Below are 20,954 nucleotides of genomic sequence, written 5' to 3'. Positions count from 1 at the left end.
AGCTAAGTTTAGGGTGTTCATTTAACCCTTAATAACTAAAAATCAAACAGATGAAATTAAAAGTACTTAGCCTCATGGCCCTTGTTCTCAGTAACTTAGGTTTGGCTCAAAGTGAATTTCCTGCTGCCGCAGTAGAGACGGATTGGGAGGCTGTAGAAGTTGTAATTCCTCCTTCTCCTTTTCAATACCAAGTTTTATTCGTTGGAGGTGAAGACCTTGTTCAAACCGGAGAGAATGAAGCTGTACCTGCCAAACAATGGCATGACTTTATTGGATTTACCCCACTTTCTGCTACAGATTGTGTAGATGATCCAAACGCGATCGGATGGGTTTCAGTAAACCACGAGCGTATTTTGGCCGACGATAAGATCGGTGATGGAGGTGGAATGACGGCCTTCCTTTTAGGACGTAACCCATCAGACGACACCCTTTACATTATTCCACAAACACTCTCTGACGGACGTAGTGGAGAATTCTTTAACGTAGACTTTTCTAACGTTGGAGAGACTGGGATGAACTGTGGAGGTATTACTTCTGTTGTAGACGGACGTATCTGGACCGCAGAGGAGTGGTTCCGTTCGGACAATGCGAGTATTTTCCTAGACGGAACTGGTGTTCGTGACATTTCTGACTATACCATTAAGTATACGGAATTCGAGATGGCCAACTTCCAAACCATTCAGAAGTATCAAAACTTCAACTGGATGGTTGAGATCGATCCTCGTGAAGCCAAGGCTATCCGTAAGCAATACAACTGGGGGCGTCAGCCGTTTGAAGGTGGTGCCGTTGCGGTAGACAACAGAACGGTTTACTTAGGAGCAGATGCTACTCCTGGTTTCTTTACCAAGTTTGTTGCTGATGAAGCTGGAGACTTTACGCAAGGAACACTTTATGTATTCAAGCACGATGCCGGTGGAGATCCATGGGTTGAGATCGATTCTAACGATTTTGACAAAATGCTTGAGTTTGCTGCAGAGGCTGTTTCTGGTGGAGCTACTATGTTCAACCGTTTGGAGTGGGTAACTCTAGACAAAGAAACTGGAAAAGTATATATGACTGAGACGGGTCGTGATAATCCTGCTTCTCGCTGGGCTGATGAGGCTGCTGCTGGAGCCGTTTACGCACCACACCACATCGCTAGAGCTATTGCTCAAGGTGCTACTGGACCTGACGATGCGGCTTACTGGGATTACTACGGACGTATTCTAGAATACGATCCAGCAACACAAGAGGTGACTGTTTTCATGGAAGGTGGACCTTACTTTGAGACTTCTCCTGCTGTGGCAGATTACCCAAACAAGCACCTGTCTAACCCTGATGGACTTAGCATCCTTTACACAAACGTTGCTGGTGAAGACAAGCGTTACCTATTGATCCAAGAAGACCTTAACGGAACTTCTTTTGGACGTACGCCTCTGGAGTACCCAGACGATCGTATGTGTGAGATGTATGTTTTGGATTTGGATATTGCCAGTCCAACTTTAGACGATTTGATCCGTTTGACTCAGACTCCTCGCGGAGCCGAGATCACTGGAGCTGTTGGAACTGCTGATGGAAAGTCTGTATTGGTTAACTCTCAACACCCAGACACTTCTAACCCTTTCCCATACAACAACTCTTTGACCTTCGCCATTACTGGTTTTGATGATTCAGGAGCTTTGGAAACTTTGGCTGCACCAGAGTTTGATTTAGACACTGACGAGTTTATCATCTATCCAAACCCAACAGAGCGTATTGTTTACTTCAACCAAGTTGCTGATGTTGCTCTTTACGACATCACTGGGCGTCGTGTTGCCGTATATCGCGATGTGCGTTCTATCGACATCGCAGGATTCTCTACTGGAACTTATCTATTGAAGACTTCAGAAGGAGAAACTAAGAAATTACTAATCAAGTAATTTTTTTCAAGTTGATTCCAAGCACCGGAGGCTGTATGGTCTCCGGCTTGGAAATCAATGATAATTTCAGCAGTTGACTTGAACTGCCAAAGCGTACCTCAAAATGATTGTTATTATGCTCAAAAGATTTATTCGTTTATTTCGATCTGATAATCTTCTCCTATTGGTAAGTATTCTGCTTACTGTATTGCTGATATCTGCCAGCAAGCCTCATATTAACAAAGCGGACAATTATAGAGCAAAAGCTATTGGCTTCTTAAATCAAAAATTCCAAGAAGAACTTCAATACTGGAAGGCTCAAACCACTAGTTTTGACCAATTTGCCCAAAAGGGTGATACCCTTGCTTTGCAAAGGGATTATAAAAAATTAAGAGGCAGTTACAAGCAAATTGAATTCATGCTTGAATACCTCGATAAGGAAGCTGTGGACCGCAACATCAACGGGGCACCTCTTCCTAAATTAGAGCCCAAAGTAGCCGAGCATGTGGTCCTAGAGCCAAAAGGTTTACAGGTCATTGACGAGCTTATGGGAGCCGCTGCGTTGGATATAGAAGCCTTGCAAGAACAAACCGCATTACTTCTAAAGAACACGGAGATTCTCACCAAATTTCTCACTTCCAGAAAGTTTACAGATCGTCAATTTTTTGAATCGAGCAGACAGGCCATGCTCCGTTTAATGACTTTGGGAATAACAGGTTTTGATACTCCAGGAACTTTAATGGGTATTGGGGATGCCCATCAAGTTTTACAAAGTTTGAAGAGCTATTCAGCCTACTATCAAAGTGAATTGCAGAACATTAATCAACAAGTTTTGTGGGATCAATTATCCAAGCTTTTTGACAAAGGGATATCCAAGACTGATAAAGGAGATTTTGAGCGTTTCGATCGATTGCGCTTTTTGGATGAGGTAGCCAATCCCATCTACAAATTATTACTGGAGATTCACCTGAGTTTAGGGTACGAGACCATTGAAGAAGTGAGCCGCTATTTACCTGCTGTTAATTACGAGGCCACCAATCTATTCAGTCCAAACTTGCTGGATCCGTTTTACTACTCCAGTGTACCCAATGACAGCCTTTTTGATCAAAGAGCGGCTTTGGGAAAACTCCTTTTTTACGATCCTGTACTTTCTGCAGACAATGCAATGTCGTGCGCCAGTTGTCACAATCCTAAAAGAGCATTTACAGACGGAATGCCTAAGAGTTTGTCCAACCAAGGGGAACCGCTTAAGCGCAATGCGCTTACATTGAATTACGCGATCTATGCCACAGGTTATTTTCACGATCTACGTGCCAAACGCCTCGAGGATCAATTTGAACACGTGGTGTTGAGTCAGGATGAATTTGATACCAACTACCGCGATATTCTCAACAAACTCAGCAGTAGTCCAACTTATCGCAAATTATTTGCAGAAGCCTTCCCCGAGCAAGCTAAAGGCCTGCGCATTAACAATATTGACTACGCCTTGGCTGCTTATGTCATGAAGCTCAATCGGTATGATTCTGCTTTGGATCGTTTCTTTGCAGGCGACTCAAAGGCATTGACTCCTGAACAGCGCAAGGGTTTCAACCTGTTTACAGGAAAAGCTGCTTGTGCCACCTGTCATTTTATGCCTTTGTTTTCAGGAACGGTACCGCCTTTGTTCAACGAGTCGGAGTCTGAGGTCCTTGGCGTCCCTATGAGTAATCAAAAACCTTGGGTTTTAGATTCAGATATAGGTAGACGCGGTAATGGTCTCGAAAAGGAAAAAGCAGATTTCTACAGCAATTCTTTTAAAACACCAACCCTCAGGAATATAGCGCTGACTGGCCCATATATGCACAACGGTGTTTTCACCTCTTTGGAAGAGGTAATGGAATTCTACAACTTAGGCGGAGGAGCCGGCAGCGGCATGGATTTGGAGCATCAAACGCTAGCCAGCGATCCTTTGGGTTTGACACAAGCGGAGATCGATCACTTGATTGCCTTTATGCAAGCGCTAACGGATCAGGGAGGTTTTGAGCCTCCTGCTTCATTGCCTCGAGACTTTGAGGCCGTTGAAGTCAATGAGCGCCCCTTGGGTCGATAATACTATATTAGAGCTCAACCTCGGTGATACCTAAGGCCTGGAATAACTTAGCGAATCCGCTATAGTATTTTTGTTCGAGTTTGATTTGCTTGACGCGCGCTTCAACCAATTTTTGCTCGCGGCTGTTGATCAAAAAGACAGAGCTTTCTCCTAGGCTGAACTTCCTGATCTCGGCGTTGAGCATTTGGGTATAGGAGTTCACCATATCTTCATTGATATTGATCTGCTGGCGCAAAGAGGTCAGCTCTTGCTGCAAGGCTTCTACCTTATTAGCAATATTGATCTGTGCTAACTCTTGCTCAAATTCGTTGTCTTGAATTTTAAACTTGGCCATGCGCAGCGCACCGCGTTCTTTCCTTAAGAACAAAGGGAAACTGGCATTGATACCAAACTTATAATCGTTGCTGTTAAAGGTCTCTGTCCTGTCTGGAGTACTGCTCAAGGCATTAAATTCCAGGTCAATTCGCGGCAATAGATTATTGGCCTTGAACTGTCTATCCACCTCTAAAGCTTCTCCCTTGTATTGTAGAGAAAGCAGCTTGGGGTGATTGGTCAGGTCAAATTCCTCCGTGTTTAAGGGAGATACACCCAAGGTTTGCGTAAGAGTAACCTCCAAAGTCTCCTCAGGAATAACATCTTCCCGCACTTCCATGGGAATGTTGTTAGAGATCCATAAATAGTTACTCAATGCGAGTCTTTTATTGTTCAAAGCGATTCGTGCCTGCTCCAGCAGTAACGATCGGTTTTGCACGGGAATGTTTGCCTCCACGGTATCAATAATCGCTACATCTCCCAATAGCGCACTGGAACGAACGCCTCTAAAACGCTGTTCAGCATTGCCCAGAAATTCACGTTGCAACAAGACCTGCTTGTAGGCCTGTAACCAGTCAAAGTATGCCTCACTGGCCTTGTAAAGCAGTTCGTTGACCAATAAGGTCTGATCTTGTTTGGACTGCTCCACAAAGAACTTCGCCTGGCGCAATTGAGCGCGGCGCTCATCGATCAGTAATCCTTGAGCCACTGAGACTGAAAGTCCTGCGTTGTACAAACCATTTTCTGGTACGTTTCGCTCTGGGTTCAAAAAGATCCCTTCGTTCTCTTCAAAACCAGCTTTTAGCTCAATGCCATACCAAGTGGGTACTTTAAAAGTAGCGTTGAGAATGTCGTAATACTCGTCTCCTTTGAATTGTTTTTGATCGTAATCGACCTCGATCTTCGGATCGAACCCGCCACGGGCTTTAAGCAATTCCGCCTCGGCATTGCTGAGCACAAGCTTGGCCTGTTTGGCCAATGGGTGATACTCCTTCACATACCCCAAATACTCGCGGTAGCTCAGTAAAAGCGTATCACTTTGTGCCTGCAAACCGCTAATGCTCAAAAGCAAGGCGATCAATAGGTGCAATCTTAGCTTCATTACTTATTTCTTCTTTTTGGTCGATTCTTTCTTTTCGGCGCCTTCTGGCAGATAGTAGTCTGGTGGGAACCCGTTGAGCTGTCGCCAGAGTTCAAACCAGATCGGTACATCATTCAAAAGGGCTAAGGTAAAGGCTCCTGAGCCGATACGCAGTTCCTCGGGCCACTCGTGGTCGTTCGGATCTTGCGCAATCAGCACGCGGTATTTACCGTTGTCACTGATGTACGTATCAATGGCCACCACAACTCCGCCGTAGGTTCCGTAAGAAACATTAGGCCATCCACTAAAGATGATCGCTGGCCATCCGTCAAACTGAACGCGTACCTGCTCTCCAACGTGGATCAACGGGATGTCAATTGGGCTCACATAAGTTTCAATAGCCATGCTGAATCCACTCGGCATGATGCGAATGATCGGATCCCCTTCTTTGATGGTTTCGCCAACTCCACCTACAATGGCGCGGTTGATGTATCCGTCTTGTGGAGCTTTGATATAATAGAGTCCAGAACGGACCTCAAAACTCGCATACTGCGACTCTAGCTTAGCAACTTCAGCGTCCGTACTGAATTTGCTCGAGGCTGCCGTAAACTTATCACTCTCCGCCTTGGCGAGTTTATCTGCGTATTCTGCCTGAATTCTATTGAGTTCGATTCGCGAATTGATCAGTTCATTGCGGCTGGCCAACAGCTTGTTTTGCTGTGCTACAAGCTTGGCTGCAGTTTCCTGAGCTTTTTGACGCTTGTCTTCCAACTGCGTTCTTGACTTAAGACCTTCTGCCAAAAGACTTTCGGATCGTTTGAACTGAGCAATGGCAATACTGTCATTGATGCGCGCTGCGATTAGATCAACGCTGTCACTAGTTACTTTAAACTGGTTCTGTTGGATCTTGATTTGAGCCTGCTGGGTTTTTAAACCGCGCTCTTGATAAAGCGCAGCAATTTGACCTTCCAAAGCTTGTACCTTGCTTTCATAACTTTCTGATGACAAGGATTTCGCATCGATCTGGCGTCCGGTACGGGCCAAATACTCTGGGTCAAAGTATTCACTTTTGATCTCTGTGATGTGAAGGATCGTATCACCTTTCTTTACAAAATCACCTTCCTGTACGTACCATTTGGCTACGGTCCCCGGAATGGGTGACTGTATGGTCTGTGGCCGAACCTCTGGAGCCAAAGTCGTCAGGAAACCATTTCCTGAAACGTTTTGCGTCCATGGCAAGAACATGACCACTAAAAAGATAACGGCAAAGATCTTTAGGAATCTGTTGAAGTACTTAAAGTGCCTTTTGTGAAAAACCAGGCCGGCTGCTTTGTACTTGTCCAAAGAAACTTTCTGATTGAGTTTTTCTTGAGAGATGTTTAACATGATCTTCTATTTAATAGCACCTTTTTCCATGGTGAGGGTTGTGTCACAAAATTCTCCCCATTCCTCATCCTGACTTACAACGATCAGGGTCCAAGGGTGGGATTTATCGGTTAGGAAAGCGCGTAATCTGCGGGCTTCCTCAGCTTTGAAATGATCTAAAGGATCTTTCAATAAGAGCAGCTTAGGCGCATGTACTATGGCCCGTGCCAAAAGGATCTTCTTTCCAATGGTGAGTGGAATTTGACGTCCTTCAGGATAAAGCACGGTGTCAATTCCATCGTCCAAAGACTTTACGAATTCCATCAGGCCAGCATTTTCTATGGCCCAATTCACACGTTCTCTGGTAATGTCCATATCTCCAAAAGTGATGTTCTCTAGCAGCGTGCCTTCAAATGGAGACTCTTCAGACAAGGTCTGTCCTACCAAGGCGCGGAACTTGCTCAAGTGAATGGCACTGCGCGCTACAGAGTTGACAAACATCTGTCCGTTGGTCGGTGGGATGATTCCAGAGATCACACGCAACAAGGTTGTTTTACCGCTGCCGTTCTCACCGTTGATCCAAATTCTGCCCCCAGGTTTTAAGTTCAGATTGATGTCTTTGAGAATCGGTAGTTTTTTGCCTGGAACGGTGAGGCCGATCTCTCTTAATTCAATATCAAGATGATCTGAACTCAAGAAAGAAACGTCTCCTTCTTGCGGCTCCAGCTCCTTATCTACTACTTGCCCGATCTTCTCCAAAGAAGTCAAAACATCATAGATGGTTTCTAGACCTGTGATGAGTTTTTCTACGGAGTTGATCACGATAATGATGATGATCTCCGCAGCTACAAACTGCCCGATATTCATCTCCTGATTCAGTACCAGTATACCACCGATCAATAGCAATCCAGCAGTTACCAATACTTTAAAACCGATCAACTGAATGAATTGGATCACCAAGACCTTAAAGTGTTTTTCACGAGCACCTATATAGTCAACAACCAAATTGTCGTTCTTTCTCAAGGCCAAACTCGTTTTTCCAGAGAGTTTAAAGCTCACTACGGTGCGGGCTACTTCCTGAATCCAATGCGCTACTTTATACTTGTTCTTAGACTCTTCCAAACTACTGCTCATTCCGCGCATCGCAGTCACTCTAAAGAGTAGGTAAAGGAAGAGCAACAGCAAAATACCGTAAGCAATAAAGAACGGGTGGTAGAGTGAAAGCAGTAACAATCCAAAGATGATTTGCAAAAGTGCAGCAGGGAAATCTACTAATATCTTAGAGAGTCCTTTTTGAACCGTTAGGGTATCAAAGAAACGGTTGGCCAGCTCTGGCGGATAGTAGTTTCTGAGTTCACTCAATTGAATCTTAGGGAATCTATAGGCGAATTCAAAAGAAGCACGGGTAAAGATCTTCTGCTGAATGTTCTCAATGATGCGGAACTGCATCAGCTGGAGGGCTCCTACAAAGGCCGTACCTAAGGTTACCAAAATCACCAGTACGATCCACGAAGAACTGATCTGGGCTCCTTGAATCAAGTTAATGATGGCCTGAATTCCCAACGGCAAGGATAAACTCACGGCTCCAGCGAAGATCGCATAATAGAACACTTGGAGTACATCTTTGCGGTCCAATTCGAGCATCTCGGTGAGCCGCTTCCAGGGGGTGTATATTATTTTTTGACTCATGCGTCTATGTTTAATGTGTTTAAAACCAAATGTTTAAAGAAAACTGTTGGGGGACTGCTTTTTTTGCAATCTGTAATTGAGGTAAAGTGATCCATCAAAAAATGTTGATGCAGTGCGCCGTCTACAACTGTACTGGCCAAACTCGCCGGATGTTTATAATCTGGACAAGATTCTAAGATCATATCGCGTACGCGGTGGATCAAACGCTTGTATATGGCAAAATAACCTTCCTTGTTCTCGTCATCAACCTCTTTAGTGAGGTAACTCTTTGAAAACTCATTCACAACGATCTGTCCTAGTTTAACCTCATCAATATGTGAAAAGCTGGAATCTGTTTCTACCGGACGTGTGATTACTTCCAAGGCTTGTTTGAGCTTGTCTTCTGGGCTATTAATGCTATAGGTTTCCATAACCAATTTGTACTCCAGCCAACCCCAATACCAGTTGGTTAAATACAACAGCAATTTGTGCTTGTTCTCAAAGTAGCGGTAAATAGAGCTCTCATTAGAGCCGATACGTTGACCGAGCTTTTTGAAGGTAAAAGCTTCAAAACCGATCTCATCTACCAAAAGAATACTGTGCTCAATGATCCGAAGGCCCAAATCTGAGGACTCAGGGTCTTTTAGATAGATCTTTGGGTGCACCGTGATCGTTAAGTTTGAAAATAATCTCTCCATATCTGAAATAATACGTCGCAAAAATAATAGTAATACTATCAAGCAGCAATAGTTTAACTTTTAATTAAGAAATGGAAACTATTAAGAACGATAGAATTATTTAGCTTTGAAGTATCAATAAAAGCCTATGATCCAAGACCTCATTCACAAACGCAGATCCGTATATCCAGCCTTGTACGCCGATAAGCCTATCGCCAAAGAAACCTTAGAAGAATTGTTAATGGCCGCGCACCAAGCGCCAACCCACCGCAAGACACAACCCTGGCGTTTCAAAGTTTTCCATTCGGAGCAGAAAAGGGCAGAGTTAGGAGAATTTTTAGCTTTGAAATACCGTCATACCATTAGCAATTACTCAGAATTCAAGGAAGCGAAGATCCGCAAGAAACCCTCGGATGCTGCTTGTGTCATTGCCATCTGTGTTCAAGAGGATCCAGACCAGCGCGTACCCTATTGGGAAGAATTGGCCGCTACAGCCATGGCTGTGCAAAATTTGTGGCTGTCTTGTACAGATAAGGGTATAGGAGGTTATTGGTCGTCTCCAGCTTTGATGCAATATATGAACGAGTTCATTGACCTTGCAGAAGGTGAAAAATGTGTGGGTTTCTTTTATATGGGATATTTAAAGGGCGATTTGCCCGAGCCTTGGGAGCGCAATCCGCTAGACCAACATATAGCCTGGTACTAAAAGAAACCATCAAAGTAGGTGTACACGTAGTTAATATAGAATCCCAAGTAGATAAAACACACCACCAATTTCATAAAGGTAGAAGCTAAAAACCCGAGAAAAGAACCAAAGGCGGCCTTCAAAGCCTGATTGGATTCAGTTTGATTAAAGGCGATCTCACCTATAAAAGCACCCACAAAAGGTCCTATCAATACTCCAAAGGGAATAGGAGCTATGAGCCCAACAACAAGTCCAACAGTGGTGCCGATGGCACCGGCTCGGCTGCCGCCAAAGCGTTTGGTACCTATGGCTGGGATAACATAATCAAGGACTACCATTAAAATGGCTACCACAAGGGTGATGCCCAAGAACCAATAGTTAACAGGGATTACTGAGGTTAAAAAAAGCATCAACAAGCCCAGCCAAGAGATCGGGGGGCCAGGCAAAACAGGCAGTACACTGCCTACAATACCTCCGAAGCAAAGTAAAAGCCCCAGAATTACTAAAAAGATGTCTAACATATACCCATTGGACGCGGGCCATTGAGACTTGTTACAATCTTTTTTAACTAAAAAATTAGTTTAAACTAAATATTTAGTTATATTTGAATCCAGAAAAACACTAAAATGAAACAACTCACAAAAGCAGAAGAAGATCTCATGCAACTCCTTTGGGAGCTCAAAGAAGCCAATGTGGCCGCTTTACTGGAGAAACTCCCAGAGCCAAAACCCGCCTATAACACGGTTTCCACCATCATTAGAATTCTGGAGAACAAGGGCTTTGTGGATTACCGAAAAGAAGGGCGAGGGCATGTTTATTTCCCTAAAGTGAGTAAGGAAACCTATAGCAAGCACAGCCTTAAAAAGCTTAGAGATGGTTACTTCCAAGGGTCTTTTAAAAGTATGGTGTCCTTCTTTATGAAGAACAATGACATGACTATAGATGATCTGGAAGCGGTAATGAAGGAAATTCAAAAAGAAGACTAATGGCACATTATATCATACAAACACTGATCTTTCAGCTCCTGTTTTTGTTGGTTTACGATCTATTCTTAAAAAAGGAGACCTTTTTCCATTGGAACCGTTGGTATCTTTTAGGTACTGCTGCTTTGAGTTTGGTACTGCCTTTCATTCAAATAGCAGCTATCGGGAAACAAATCAGTCCAGAACTTAGGGTGCAACTGCCCGCGGTGTTTATTGGGGGCGAAGGTTTTGTGCCTACTGTACCCAATCCAGAAACCTTTGTTTTTCCTTGGGAATTACTCTGGCAAGTTGGAGCACTCGTTATGGGTGTTTGGTTTGCGATTAAATTGGTCAAGATCCTACGTTTGCGTCGTCAGGGTCAAATGACCCGATTGCAAGACTTTGACTTAGTAGTATTGCCCAACAGCAAATCGGCCTTTTCTTTTTGGAGAACCGTTTATTTAGGAGCTGATCTCGCTGCGGAACAGCGTGAAATGATCCTCCAACACGAACAAGTCCACGTGCGCCAACGTCATACCTTGGATCAACTCTTTTTTGAAGTTCTGCGGATTGTGTTTTGGTTCAACCCTTTGGTCTATCTCTATCAATCTCGCATGACGAGTCTACAAGAATTTATGGCCGATGCTGAGGTGGCCGCCAGCAAAGGTAAGAGCGCCTATTATCAGCAGCTTTTATCTCAAGTTTTTCAAACTGAAAATGTCTCATTCATCAATACATTTTTTAATCATTCATTAATCAAAAAACGAATCAGTATGTTACAAAAATCAAGATCTAGCAGATCTAAATTGCTCAAGTTTGCCCTCTTATTGCCTTTATTGGCCGTAATGGTTGTTTATACCTCCTGTTCTCAGGAAAATCCTGTAGCCTCTGCAGATGCAGCGGCGAAATCATCAGACACGGATGTGATGACTAAAATTGAGGAACTCTCTGAAGCCATCATGGCTCAAGGAAACCTAACAGAAGACGAGCGCAGAGCTTTGGAATTCTTAGCCACGCCCGCTAAAGATGGAGACAAGGTCTATGAATCTGTCGGAGAGTATCTAGCCGAGACCGAAGGTAAAGTGGTAGAAGGACGTCAGGTTATAGAGTACCAAAATCTACAAGATGGAGATCCCGTACCTTTTGCAGCGGTTGATCGTGTGCCAATTTATCCAGGATGCAGCGGTACTAATGAGGAGCTTAAGGCTTGTTTCAGCCAAAAACTATCCATGTTTGTCAATGACGCTTTTAACAAGGACTTGCCAGAAAGCCTAGGTTTAACAGGAACTATGCGTATAGCGGCTATTTTTAAAGTTGACGTTAATGGACAGATTGTAGATATTAAATCACGCGCTCCACATCAAGGACTTGCAGATGAAACCAATCGTGTTCTTAGTACCTTACCTACAATGACGCCAGGAGAACAAAATGGAGAGCCAGTAGGTGTTTTGTATTCCTTGCCTATAGTATTTCATGTTGCTGAATAGATACTTCTTTTATATACTCGTAATGATTTGCATCAAAGCCGGAGCTCAGTCTTCGGCTTTGGTCGTTGGAGACAGTTTGATGGCCCAAGGCCAATACCTCCAAGCCATTAAGGCTTATGAAAAGCTACCCATCTCTCAAGCCAATCTTCCTTTGGCCAAGGCTTATCGCGCTATGGGAAACACCGCGACGGCCTTAGTCTATTACGGAAATGCTTATGAGGATAATCCTGAAAATCCCGCTTTGGGATTCGCATACGGATCGCTTTTGAGGGCCACAGGACGTATGTCTTTGGCAGAAGTGGTTTTTGAAGAGTTGATCCAGCGAGATTCCACCAATGCTAGTGCTTATTATCAATTGGGGATGGTTCGATTGGCTGCTGAAGATTCCACGGCGATTCCATTATTGGCGCGAGCTTTAGCCTTGAACGATCAATACATGAACGCTCGGTATCAACTGGCTAAAGAACTCTTGGAAAAAAGGCAATATGAGGCTGTGGACACCCTCTTGGTTGCTGGGCTTAAACAAAGTCCGAATAACACAAAACTCTTGCAATTACAGGGCATCAAACAGTATGTGACTAAGCGCTATCACGATGCTATAGCCAGTTTTGAACTCTTAGATTCTATTGCCACTATTAGTGTGCAACAACGCGAATACTTAGCCAATAGCTACTCCAGAACTTACCAATATGAACCTGCCTTAGAGCAATTCAAAATTCTGATCAATCAGTACGACGATCAAAACTCCAATTGGCATTATACACTAAGCACGGTTTACCTCGGTTTGAACGAACCCGAAAAAGCGCGCAGGCATATCAATATTGCTATCGGACTTTTAGACAAACCGCTGGACAACCATTTTTTAACCCTTGCCATCACCTACAACCGAGAAGGCAATTACAAGGCCGTAATGGAGTCTTTACGACAAGCCTTGGCAGAAAATGCCCAGAATGAATTGGCCAAGTATCAGTTGGCCGTTGCTGCAGATAATCGTTATGATGACAAGAGCATAGTGCTCCCGTATTATGAAGCTTATGCCAAACAGTTTCCGGAAGGTCGTCACATCGATACGGTCACATACAGGATCTCAGATCTCAAGCAAGAGCTCTTTATGGACAAGGATTGAATTTTTTATTCCCTTGTGATTTGCTATTTTTAGCCCAATGAAGCGTTTATTTATCAGTGTTTTATTGGTTTTTTTAGTCGGAGTTGTCTCGGCACAAACCCAAGAAGAAATCCAATGGATCTCCATAGAAGAAGTAGAGGCGGCCGTAGCTCAAGAGCCACGCCCAGTCTTTATTGATGTTTACACCAATTGGTGCGGATGGTGCAAGCGTATGGATAAAAGTACGTTCAAAGATCCCGCTTTTGTAAGCTATATCAATGAGAATTATTACGCTGTAAAGTTCAATGGAGAGGAACGAGATACTGTAAATTATCGCGGTTATTCCTTTAAATACGTAGCTAGTGGCAGACGTGGTTATAACGAGTTGGCTGCGGCATTTTTGAATAATCAACTGAGTTATCCCACCTACATAGTGCTGGACAAAGCTTTAAATCCATTACAAGCTTTTAAAGGCTATCGCACTGCAGAAGAGTTCTTGCCCATAGTCACTTTTTTGGGTGGTGAATTTTACAAAAACACCAAATGGGATGACTTCATGTCCCAATGGGAAGGCAAAGAACGCTAGCATGAGGCCATTACTGTTTGTTGCTTGTGCTTTATTGCTGTTGTCTTCTTGTGATTATTTCGAGACTAAAAAGATCGATTCCGACACCTTGTTTGAACAAGAGATGGCCACCATCAATTGGGCGGAAGTTGATCAGTATCCCCTTTTTAAAGCTTGTGATGAGACCGCTTCCAAAGCGGTGCAATTGGAATGTTTCCACAAGGAGCTAAGCAATACCATTTCTGGAGTGATCCGAGATAGTGTTCCAGGTGTAATTCAGTCCTTGCGCGATACCGTATTGTTAGAAATGAGGATAGACACGAGTGGTGTTTTTACGCTTCAGCAGATCAACATGGATTCCATGACCCGCGTGCATTTACCCAAAGTGGAATCTTGGCTCAAACAGGCTTTGGGCGAGATGGACCGCATCGCTCCTGCTACAAAAAAAGGGGTGCCGGTAGTTACGCAATATACGCTTCCGCTTATCCTAGCTACAGATTGAATTTATACCCCAAAGTAAAGTCTACCGGGAATTCTCCATTGTCATCTATAGTCAAGCCAACGATGTCGTTATAGGCCAGCATTAAATAGCCTTTGCCGAGTTTGATGTCGGCACCAAGTCCGAGTAAAATAGGCGCTTGCAAATTGCCTCCTGTGATTTCTTGATCCACGGAGTTTTGCGCTTCATTAACAGTGGTGATCACGGTTCTTGAATAGGTATAGGTGGCTAAACGCGCATTGGCAAAGACATCTACTTTAGCGGATTTTACAAACTTAAATCTATAGTTTAAAGATAATTGTGAAGCTGAGTAGTCAAAATCATCTACCGCAAAGGACTGTCTAAACTGAAACACAATGGCATGTCTTGGCAAGAGCTTGCTGTCCAAAATTTCAAATTCAATTCCTACTAAGGGCGCCGTTGCGTTCTGCGGATTGGAAGTATAGCGGTTGTTGGTCACCCCGCCAAAGAATCCCAAACGGGTCTCCAAGGCAACTGTTTCTGAATTTGAAGTGTAGTTCGGATCTACACTGGCGTTGTAGTTATTGATAAAACTGCGCAAACCAGCAAGAGTAAGTCGTAAACGATCCGTGGATTGTCCACTGCCTGCAGTTAGATCCGCCAAAGTAGCTTTATACTGCTCTTGGTATTTTCCGTCAACGCGTATGTTGACCAGTTCGTAGTACTGACCGTCTTTTTTTACAAAATATCGGTATTGTTTGTCGAAGGTGTTCCACAACAGATCTATGGTACCGCTAACCTCTGTTTTAAGGGCTAATGATTCTCCATTGATGGTGTAGGTCTGTTGGGCAAAGCCTATGCTTGCCGCACTCAGGAGTAAAACGAACAAAAGGGTTTTTAATCGTTGCATGCTCAGGGATTTAGGTGAACTAAATGTACATATTATTTTTTATACTCCCGGCCCTTCCAGCGGTAGCTGTGGTTTAAGCTGCGTACCAAAATTACCACCAAGGTCCACGGATAAAGCAGATTGGTGACAAAGGTTTTCGTTGCGGCGTCATGCAGAGGGGCTAAGCTTCTGTAGTTGATCAGAATGAAATCTAAAGTGATTTTCAAAAAAAGATAGAACAGTAGAACCGTCTTTAAGCTGGAATCGAATTTTATACCGAACAGTAGAACAATGGGCCATAAGTTCGCTAAAGTAACGGCGATGCCCATTCTGTTGGAACCCTGCAACGCTACTTCTTTAGACTTTTTAATCCATCGGATGCGTTGCCAAAAGTACTCAGGCCAAGTTGTAGCGCCTTGGACCGTAACCACAGCATCACCACTATTCAAATAGTAGATCTTTGCTTCATTCACGACAGCTTTTTTTAGCAGGAACATATCGTCTCCGCTGGCAATATGTAGGTTTCCTTCAAAACCATTAACAGACGCAAACCAGGCTTTGCTGTAGATCAAATGAGCGCCGTTGGCAACGCTTGGTCTTCCCAAACCTGCTGCGCCGCGACCCAATTGTGAAATACCTGAGGTCTCCACTTCTTGGACCCAATGCAAGAGGCTTCGCTCTGTTTTTAGGGCGATAGGCCCTATGATTAAATCAGGAGTCTGCTGCAAGGCCTTTTGAAGCGTATCCCACCAAGCGGGCTGAATAATCACATCGGCATCCAGAGTCGCAATCCAAGGATATTTGGCCAGTGCAATAGCTTGGGTAATGGCATCTTTTTTAGTAGCAGTATGCTTTCTGACCACCTTTGGAATTCGGTAGTCTAGGCCAGAGTCTTCCATCGCTTTGTGAATTAGTGTCACAGAGGAATCTTCACTGCTGTCATCCATAAAAATTAATTCTACAGCATTCTGATCCGGCAATAATTGTAAACTTTCTAATAGTGGAGATAAGCGCTCCGCTTCATTGCGGAATGGAATCACTATGCTCACCTTTTGACTTGCTTCGGACGGGATTGAATGCGCGGCAACTGCGGGTAACTTTTGAATCCCACGGATCGCCCAAAAGATCATTTCGGCATAGATCAAAAAAATGATGACGCTTATAGTGATCATGCTTTTTTGCGTTTATAGGCGGCAATTACACCACTGCCGATCAAGGCAGGAAAGCCAAAGTTCAAGATCCAGCCCAGCAGGACGGCCATTACTACGCTAATTTCATCCACGCCTACGAGTCCAAAAAGGGCTACTGCAATTCCACTTTTAACCACAATATCTAAAACCAACAGCATCGGTGTGATACTGCTGAGCAGATAATAGGCAAACAACAAAGGGATGAGTACGCTCAAATTCAGGGGAGCCCCAAATCCAATCAACATCCACAGGGTTAAGCTTCCAAAACACAAATAGCGCAGCAGGCTATGTACTGCTGTCCAACTCAAAATAATTCTGGGTAGTTCCGCGGTTTTCTTCCAAAGAGCGGACAAACTGAGGCCTTGAAAAAGCAGCTGCCGTTTACGGATCAAATAAGCGAAAACCATCAGCATGACTAAAACGATCAATATCAAAACCACATTCAGCTTAGATATGGGCAACTCAAAACTAAAACTAACCCACAATAAAGCAGGAATTCCTAGCAAGAGCGTAACCGCCATTTGTTGCATATTTCCTAGAAAAGTCAGCCAGAGGATACGCTTGCGTTGACCAGGCTCAAAGAATAATGCTTTTGCGCCGTATTCACCCACGCGTTGAGGAGTAAGTAAGGAAGCGGCCAAAGAAGCATAGGTTTGCTTCCAGGCCAAAGAATAGGAAATGGGTTGGGTAGTGAAGGTCAATAATTGCCATTTTCGAGCCTCAAGCGCCCAGTTCAATAAACTCAATAAAAGCCAAATACCCACAGTCCAAAGAGGCAGATCACCACTGAGCTTGGCCCATAATTGTTCCAGTTGTCCGCTGTTGTCCACAAAGACCTTTTGGTAGAGAAACAGACCCATCGCCACCAAAATGATCAATTTTAGGGCGACTAAGAGATATTGATTAGCTTTGTCTGACAAGACCATTGTTTGCTAATTTAATCAATCCGCAGGGGATGGACTTGAAAAATATTATGAGCAAATCCGAACGTATCATCTTAGGTATTGATCCTGGAACCACTATTATGGGTTTTGGACTCATCCGCGTGGTGGATAAAAAGATGGAGTTCATGCAATTGAATGAATTGCAATTGCAAAAATATTCAGATCATTATGTGAAGCTCAAGTATATCTTTGAACGAACTGTACAGCTCATTGACACTTATCATCCAGACGAGATCGCGATTGAAGCACCGTTTTTTGGTAAGAACGTCCAATCCATGCTCAAATTAGGACGTGCGCAAGGAGTTGCCATGGCAGCCGGACTTTCTAGAGAAGTGCCCATCACAGAATACTCGCCTAAAAAGATAAAAATGGCCATCACTGGCAACGGAAACGCCAGTAAAGAACAGGTGGCCAAAATGCTTCAAAGCATCCTTGGAATCAAGGAACTTCCTAAAAATCTTGACAGTACAGACGGACTCGCGGCTGCGGTTTGCCATTTTTACAATGCTGGTAAGATCAGCACTGGGAAATCGTATTCTAGCTGGGGAGCTTTTATCAAAGACAATCAAGACCGAATTGGCTAATAGATAACCCCTATGGCAGACCAATCCACATGCAAAAATTGCGGTACCCTAACTCAAGGGGCTTATTGCCACAATTGCGGACAGCGCTCGGGGATTCACAAGGTTAGTTTTAGTGAGACCTTTGGTGATTTAGCCTCAGGCCTTTTCACGCTTGAAGCACCAATTTGGCGAACCACCAGAGCTCTTTTGCTAACTCCCAATCAACTCTTTGCGGAATATTTAAATGGCCAACGCAAAAAATATTACAAGCCCGTAGCTTATTTTATACTGTGGTCTGCGCTCTTTATTATGATCCGTAGTCTGCTAAAGTTTGACCCTTTTAAAAGTGTTCAGACAGACACCACTTTAAATACAGATATTCAATGGTTGTATGATGCCGGCAAGTTCATGTCAAGCAACATCAACAACTTCATGTTCATTTTTGTGTTTACCCTTGGAGGCTTTTTGAAGATCTTCTTTTACAAAAAACACTCCTATGCCGAGTTTGTCGCCATTAGCTTTTATCTGCTCTGTGTGTATACTTTGATAAATACATTGTTTCAGATCTATCTTAAATTGAGCGGTACCCAACCCAACTTTATTCCAGCCCTGTTGTTTGGGTTGTATTTGGTTTTTGCGATTCCCTCCTGGCTTAAAGGCAATAGAGTGCTAAGCATTTTCAAAACAGTGGTTGTCTTTTTCTTGGCATTTTTGTTTTACCTCGCTTTGAGTTTTGGGTTATCTATTTTAATTGTTTTGTTCTTCTGATTGTGGCCGGATTGTATCTTCACATACCCTTTTGCAAGCAAGCTTGTCATTATTGTGACTTTCATTTTTCAACCTCTTTAAAGCATCAAGAGGCTATGGTTGTGGCCATGAAAGCGGAGCTGACCTTGCGCAAAGAAGAGCTCACAGATCCTATTCAAACCATTTATCTCGGGGGAGGGACACCCAGTTTGTTGACGCCAGCGCAATTGGAGGAACTTTTTGAAACAATTCAGATTCATTACCAACTTAGTAGTGCCATTGAATTTACCCTTGAGGCTAACCCTGACGATATTGACGAATCCCTTTTAATTGCCTATAAGGCGATTGGTGTCAACCGACTCAGTTTGGGAATTCAATCCTTTAGACAGCAAGACCTTAAATTCATGAATCGGGCGCATAATCAGCAGCAAGCGGAGCAAGCCCTAAACTTGGTGGCTGAGCATTTTGAGAACTATTCTGTTGATCTGATTTACGGCGTGCCTGATATGCCGCTTGAGATCTGGGAGCAAAACCTACAATTGGCTTTTGACGCAAACGTGCCGCATCTATCCTGCTATGCTTTGACGGTTGAACCTGATACAGCCTTAGATCGTTTTATTCAAAAAGGAGTGGTCACCCCAGTGGACGAAGCCTTGGCTAAGGCACATTACGATTTGCTTTTGGATATGACTTCAGAAGCAGGGTATGTCAATTACGAATTCAGCAATTTTGGAAAGCCAGGCTTTCAATCCCAGAACAATACGGCTTATTGGGAAGGGGTTCCATATTTGGGCGTCGGCCCAGGTGCCCATTCGCTGGTCGGTCACGTCCGCAGTTGGAACATTTCCAACAATCCGCTTTACATTAAAGGATTACAGGCCGGAAAACGTCCGCACGAATCAGAAAAACTCAGCCTAAACGATCGTTACAACGAGTATATCATGACCGGGTTACGCACCGCCAAAGGCGTTTCACTTTCTAGAATTTCTGAGGAGTTTGGAGCGGTCTACCGCCAATATGCAGAATCTTTGTTGCCAGAATTACAGGCCAAGAATTGGATTTTCTTGGATGGCGATGACTTGCATGTCCCTAGATCGTCAAAATTTGTATCTGATGGAATAGCGGCTGAACTTTTTAAGCTTCTTTAAGCCAGATTGCGTACCTTGACGCTATGATCGCAGTACTTCGCATTGCTGATAAGCAGATCGAGATCGATCTGGATCAGCCCCTTGATATTTCGATTCCCATGCAATCCGGGCCGGAGAATCCCAATGCCTGGTATGTGGGTCATCCAGAATTTAAGCCTGTGGTTTTAGACGATTGGGTGGGCGCTGTTCAAGAAGGCGCTGCGGTGAATTTCACCAGCATGCAGATCATTCCGCATGCGCAAGGAACACATACAGAAACTTTAGGGCATATCACGGCAGAACCTGCAAACGTTAATAGAGCGTTTCACCGGTATTTTTACAGAGCCAGTTTGATCAGTGTCAAGCCAGAAACAAAAGGCGGAGATCAGATTATTGATCTGCATTTAATTCAAGATCATTTAAAGGATCCCGACGTGGAAGCCTTAGTGATTCGAACTTTACCAAACGACTCCACTAAAAGAACGCGGCAGTACTCGCACACCAATTGGCCTTATTTGACCAAGGCTGCAGCGGCCTATCTCTGCCGCAAAGGAATTCAACATTTGTTGATTGATACGCCTTCTGTGGATCGAGAAGAAGATGGCGGTAAATTAGAGGCGCATCGTGCCTTTTGGGACATGGATGGCATTCCCAGAGAACATGCCACGATCACGGAATTCATTTATGCCGATGAATCCATAAAAGATGATCACTACGTTTTGGAGATGCAATTGGCCAATATTGAAGCCGATGCTGTTCCCAGCAGACCTGTTTTATATCGCATAAAATCCATATCATGAAACTGAGTTTAAAATTGGAAGAATTGGCTCAGTTTGGGCTGGCGATCTATTTGTTTTCCCTTTTGGATTTCGCTTGGTGGTGGTTTCCTGCCTTACTTTTAACGCCAGATGTCGGCATGCTTGGCTATTTGGTGAATCCAAAGATCGGTGCGCTGACTTACAACCTATTTCATCATAAAGGCGTAGCGCTAGCAGTTTATTTGCTTGGGGTGATTTTAGAGAGCCAAGAGCTTCTGCTTGTGGGTTGTATCCTGTTTGGTCATTCTGCTATGGACCGTATTTTGGGTTATGGATTAAAGTATCCAGACAGTTTTCAAAACACGCACCTGGGGCCTGTAGGTAAACAAGATAACGCTTAATT

At 43.8% G+C, this 20,954-nt stretch carries 21 protein-coding genes; 13 read left to right on the top strand and 8 right to left on the bottom strand.

The window, feature by feature from the left end; all coding sequences use genetic code 11:
* The first annotated feature begins 50 nt into the window (after positions 1-50).
* Together ACSLP7_RS09255 and ACSLP7_RS09250 are read left to right on the top strand one after the other, a co-directional pair.
* Positions 51-1,898: an alkaline phosphatase PhoX gene (locus ACSLP7_RS09255; protein WP_435579033.1), complete on the top strand. Its 1,848-nt coding sequence runs from the start codon at positions 51-53 to the stop codon at positions 1,896-1,898.
* A gap of 115 nt (positions 1,899-2,013) precedes the next feature.
* Entirely contained in the window at positions 2,014-3,966 is a 1,953-nt protein-coding gene (locus tag ACSLP7_RS09250) for a cytochrome-c peroxidase (protein ID WP_435579032.1), read from the top strand.
* A 7-nt stretch (positions 3,967-3,973) separates the two neighbouring features.
* On the opposite strand, the gene ACSLP7_RS09245 is transcribed toward ACSLP7_RS09250, so the two are convergent.
* Genes ACSLP7_RS09245 through ACSLP7_RS09230 form a run of 4 tightly spaced genes read right to left on the bottom strand, consistent with a single transcriptional unit; the run spans position 3,974 to position 9,090 of the window.
* A complete protein-coding gene (locus tag ACSLP7_RS09245) occupies positions 3,974-5,380 on the bottom strand; it encodes a TolC family protein (protein ID WP_435579031.1) in 1,407 nt (468 codons plus the stop codon).
* A 3-nt stretch (positions 5,381-5,383) separates the two neighbouring features.
* Positions 5,384-6,745 (bottom strand): HlyD family secretion protein, encoded by a 1,362-nt coding sequence (locus ACSLP7_RS09240; protein ID WP_435579030.1) that lies wholly within the window; start codon positions 6,743-6,745, stop codon positions 5,384-5,386.
* Between the two features lie 6 nt (positions 6,746-6,751).
* The gene (locus tag ACSLP7_RS09235; RefSeq protein ID WP_435579029.1) at positions 6,752-8,413 is read right to left on the bottom strand and encodes a peptidase domain-containing ABC transporter; all 1,662 of its coding nucleotides are present in this window, start codon (positions 8,411-8,413) and stop codon (positions 6,752-6,754) included.
* Positions 8,410-9,090: a TetR/AcrR family transcriptional regulator gene (locus ACSLP7_RS09230; RefSeq protein ID WP_435579028.1), complete on the bottom strand. Its 681-nt coding sequence runs from the start codon at positions 9,088-9,090 to the stop codon at positions 8,410-8,412. The genes ACSLP7_RS09235 and ACSLP7_RS09230 overlap by 4 nt, the downstream gene beginning before the upstream one ends.
* Positions 9,091-9,217: 127 nt before the next feature.
* Between ACSLP7_RS09230 and ACSLP7_RS09225 the strand changes: the two genes are divergently transcribed.
* A complete protein-coding gene (locus ACSLP7_RS09225) occupies positions 9,218-9,775 on the top strand; it encodes a nitroreductase family protein (protein ID WP_435579027.1) in 558 nt (185 codons plus the stop codon).
* On the opposite strand, the gene ACSLP7_RS09220 is transcribed toward ACSLP7_RS09225, so the two are convergent.
* Positions 9,772-10,275: a DUF456 domain-containing protein gene (locus tag ACSLP7_RS09220; RefSeq protein WP_435579026.1), complete on the bottom strand. Its 504-nt coding sequence runs from the start codon at positions 10,273-10,275 to the stop codon at positions 9,772-9,774. The two genes, ACSLP7_RS09225 and ACSLP7_RS09220, sit on opposite strands and share 4 nt — an antisense overlap.
* A gap of 105 nt (positions 10,276-10,380) precedes the next feature.
* Here ACSLP7_RS09220 and ACSLP7_RS09215 point away from each other — a divergent pair, with 105 nt between their 5' ends.
* From ACSLP7_RS09215 to ACSLP7_RS09195, 5 genes are read left to right on the top strand one after another with little or no spacing between them, the layout of a single operon-like run.
* Complete coding sequence (locus tag ACSLP7_RS09215; RefSeq protein WP_435579025.1) at positions 10,381-10,740, top strand: BlaI/MecI/CopY family transcriptional regulator; 360 nt, start codon at positions 10,381-10,383, stop codon at positions 10,738-10,740.
* Positions 10,740-12,203 (top strand): M56 family metallopeptidase, encoded by a 1,464-nt coding sequence (locus ACSLP7_RS09210; RefSeq protein WP_435579024.1) that lies wholly within the window; start codon positions 10,740-10,742, stop codon positions 12,201-12,203. The genes ACSLP7_RS09215 and ACSLP7_RS09210 overlap by 1 nt, the downstream gene beginning before the upstream one ends.
* A 22-nt stretch (positions 12,204-12,225) precedes the next feature.
* The gene (locus tag ACSLP7_RS09205) at positions 12,226-13,329 is read left to right on the top strand and encodes a tetratricopeptide repeat protein (RefSeq protein WP_435579023.1); all 1,104 of its coding nucleotides are present in this window, start codon (positions 12,226-12,228) and stop codon (positions 13,327-13,329) included.
* Positions 13,330-13,366: 37 nt separating this feature from the next.
* Positions 13,367-13,894: a thioredoxin family protein gene (locus ACSLP7_RS09200; RefSeq protein ID WP_435579022.1), complete on the top strand. Its 528-nt coding sequence runs from the start codon at positions 13,367-13,369 to the stop codon at positions 13,892-13,894.
* 1 nt (position 13,895) lies between these two features.
* Entirely contained in the window at positions 13,896-14,375 is a 480-nt protein-coding gene (locus ACSLP7_RS09195) for a hypothetical protein (RefSeq protein WP_435579021.1), read from the top strand.
* Here ACSLP7_RS09195 and ACSLP7_RS09190 read toward each other — a convergent pair.
* From ACSLP7_RS09190 to ACSLP7_RS09180, 3 genes are read right to left on the bottom strand one after another with little or no spacing between them, the layout of a single operon-like run.
* On the bottom strand, positions 14,365-15,243 hold the full coding sequence (locus ACSLP7_RS09190) for a hypothetical protein (protein WP_435579020.1): 879 nt from the start codon (positions 15,241-15,243) through the stop codon (positions 14,365-14,367). The genes ACSLP7_RS09195 and ACSLP7_RS09190 overlap by 11 nt on opposite strands.
* A gap of 32 nt (positions 15,244-15,275) precedes the next feature.
* On the bottom strand, positions 15,276-16,394 hold the full coding sequence (locus tag ACSLP7_RS09185; RefSeq protein WP_435579019.1) for a glycosyltransferase: 1,119 nt from the start codon (positions 16,392-16,394) through the stop codon (positions 15,276-15,278).
* Positions 16,391-17,332, bottom strand: coding sequence for a hypothetical protein (locus tag ACSLP7_RS09180; RefSeq protein ID WP_435579018.1), 942 nt, complete (start codon positions 17,330-17,332; stop codon positions 16,391-16,393). Before ACSLP7_RS09180 ends, ACSLP7_RS09185 begins: the two co-directional genes overlap by 4 nt.
* Positions 17,333-17,385: 53 nt before the next feature.
* Here ACSLP7_RS09180 and ruvC point away from each other — a divergent pair, with 53 nt between their 5' ends.
* The 5 genes from ruvC to ACSLP7_RS09155 are packed head-to-tail and all read left to right on the top strand — an operon-like array spanning position 17,386 to position 20,952.
* On the top strand, positions 17,386-17,940 hold the full coding sequence (ruvC, locus tag ACSLP7_RS09175; protein ID WP_435579017.1) for a crossover junction endodeoxyribonuclease RuvC: 555 nt from the start codon (positions 17,386-17,388) through the stop codon (positions 17,938-17,940).
* 12 nt (positions 17,941-17,952) lie between these two features.
* Complete coding sequence (locus ACSLP7_RS09170) at positions 17,953-18,687, top strand: DUF3667 domain-containing protein (protein ID WP_435579016.1); 735 nt, start codon at positions 17,953-17,955, stop codon at positions 18,685-18,687.
* 2 nt (positions 18,688-18,689) lie between these two features.
* Positions 18,690-19,814, top strand: coding sequence for a radical SAM family heme chaperone HemW (gene hemW, locus ACSLP7_RS09165; protein WP_435579015.1), 1,125 nt, complete (start codon positions 18,690-18,692; stop codon positions 19,812-19,814).
* A 23-nt stretch (positions 19,815-19,837) separates the two neighbouring features.
* A complete protein-coding gene (locus tag ACSLP7_RS09160) occupies positions 19,838-20,593 on the top strand; it encodes a cyclase family protein (protein WP_435579014.1) in 756 nt (251 codons plus the stop codon).
* The gene (locus ACSLP7_RS09155; RefSeq protein ID WP_435579013.1) at positions 20,590-20,952 is read left to right on the top strand and encodes a DUF4260 domain-containing protein; all 363 of its coding nucleotides are present in this window, start codon (positions 20,590-20,592) and stop codon (positions 20,950-20,952) included. Before ACSLP7_RS09160 ends, ACSLP7_RS09155 begins: the two co-directional genes overlap by 4 nt.
* Positions 20,953-20,954 lie beyond the last annotated feature (2 nt).

Origin of the sequence: Gilvibacter sp. (assembly GCF_965601605.1) — a bacterium.
In the GTDB taxonomy this organism is placed as follows: domain Bacteria; phylum Bacteroidota; class Bacteroidia; order Flavobacteriales; family Flavobacteriaceae; genus Gilvibacter.
This window is presented reverse-complemented; position numbering and strand designations above follow the sequence as displayed.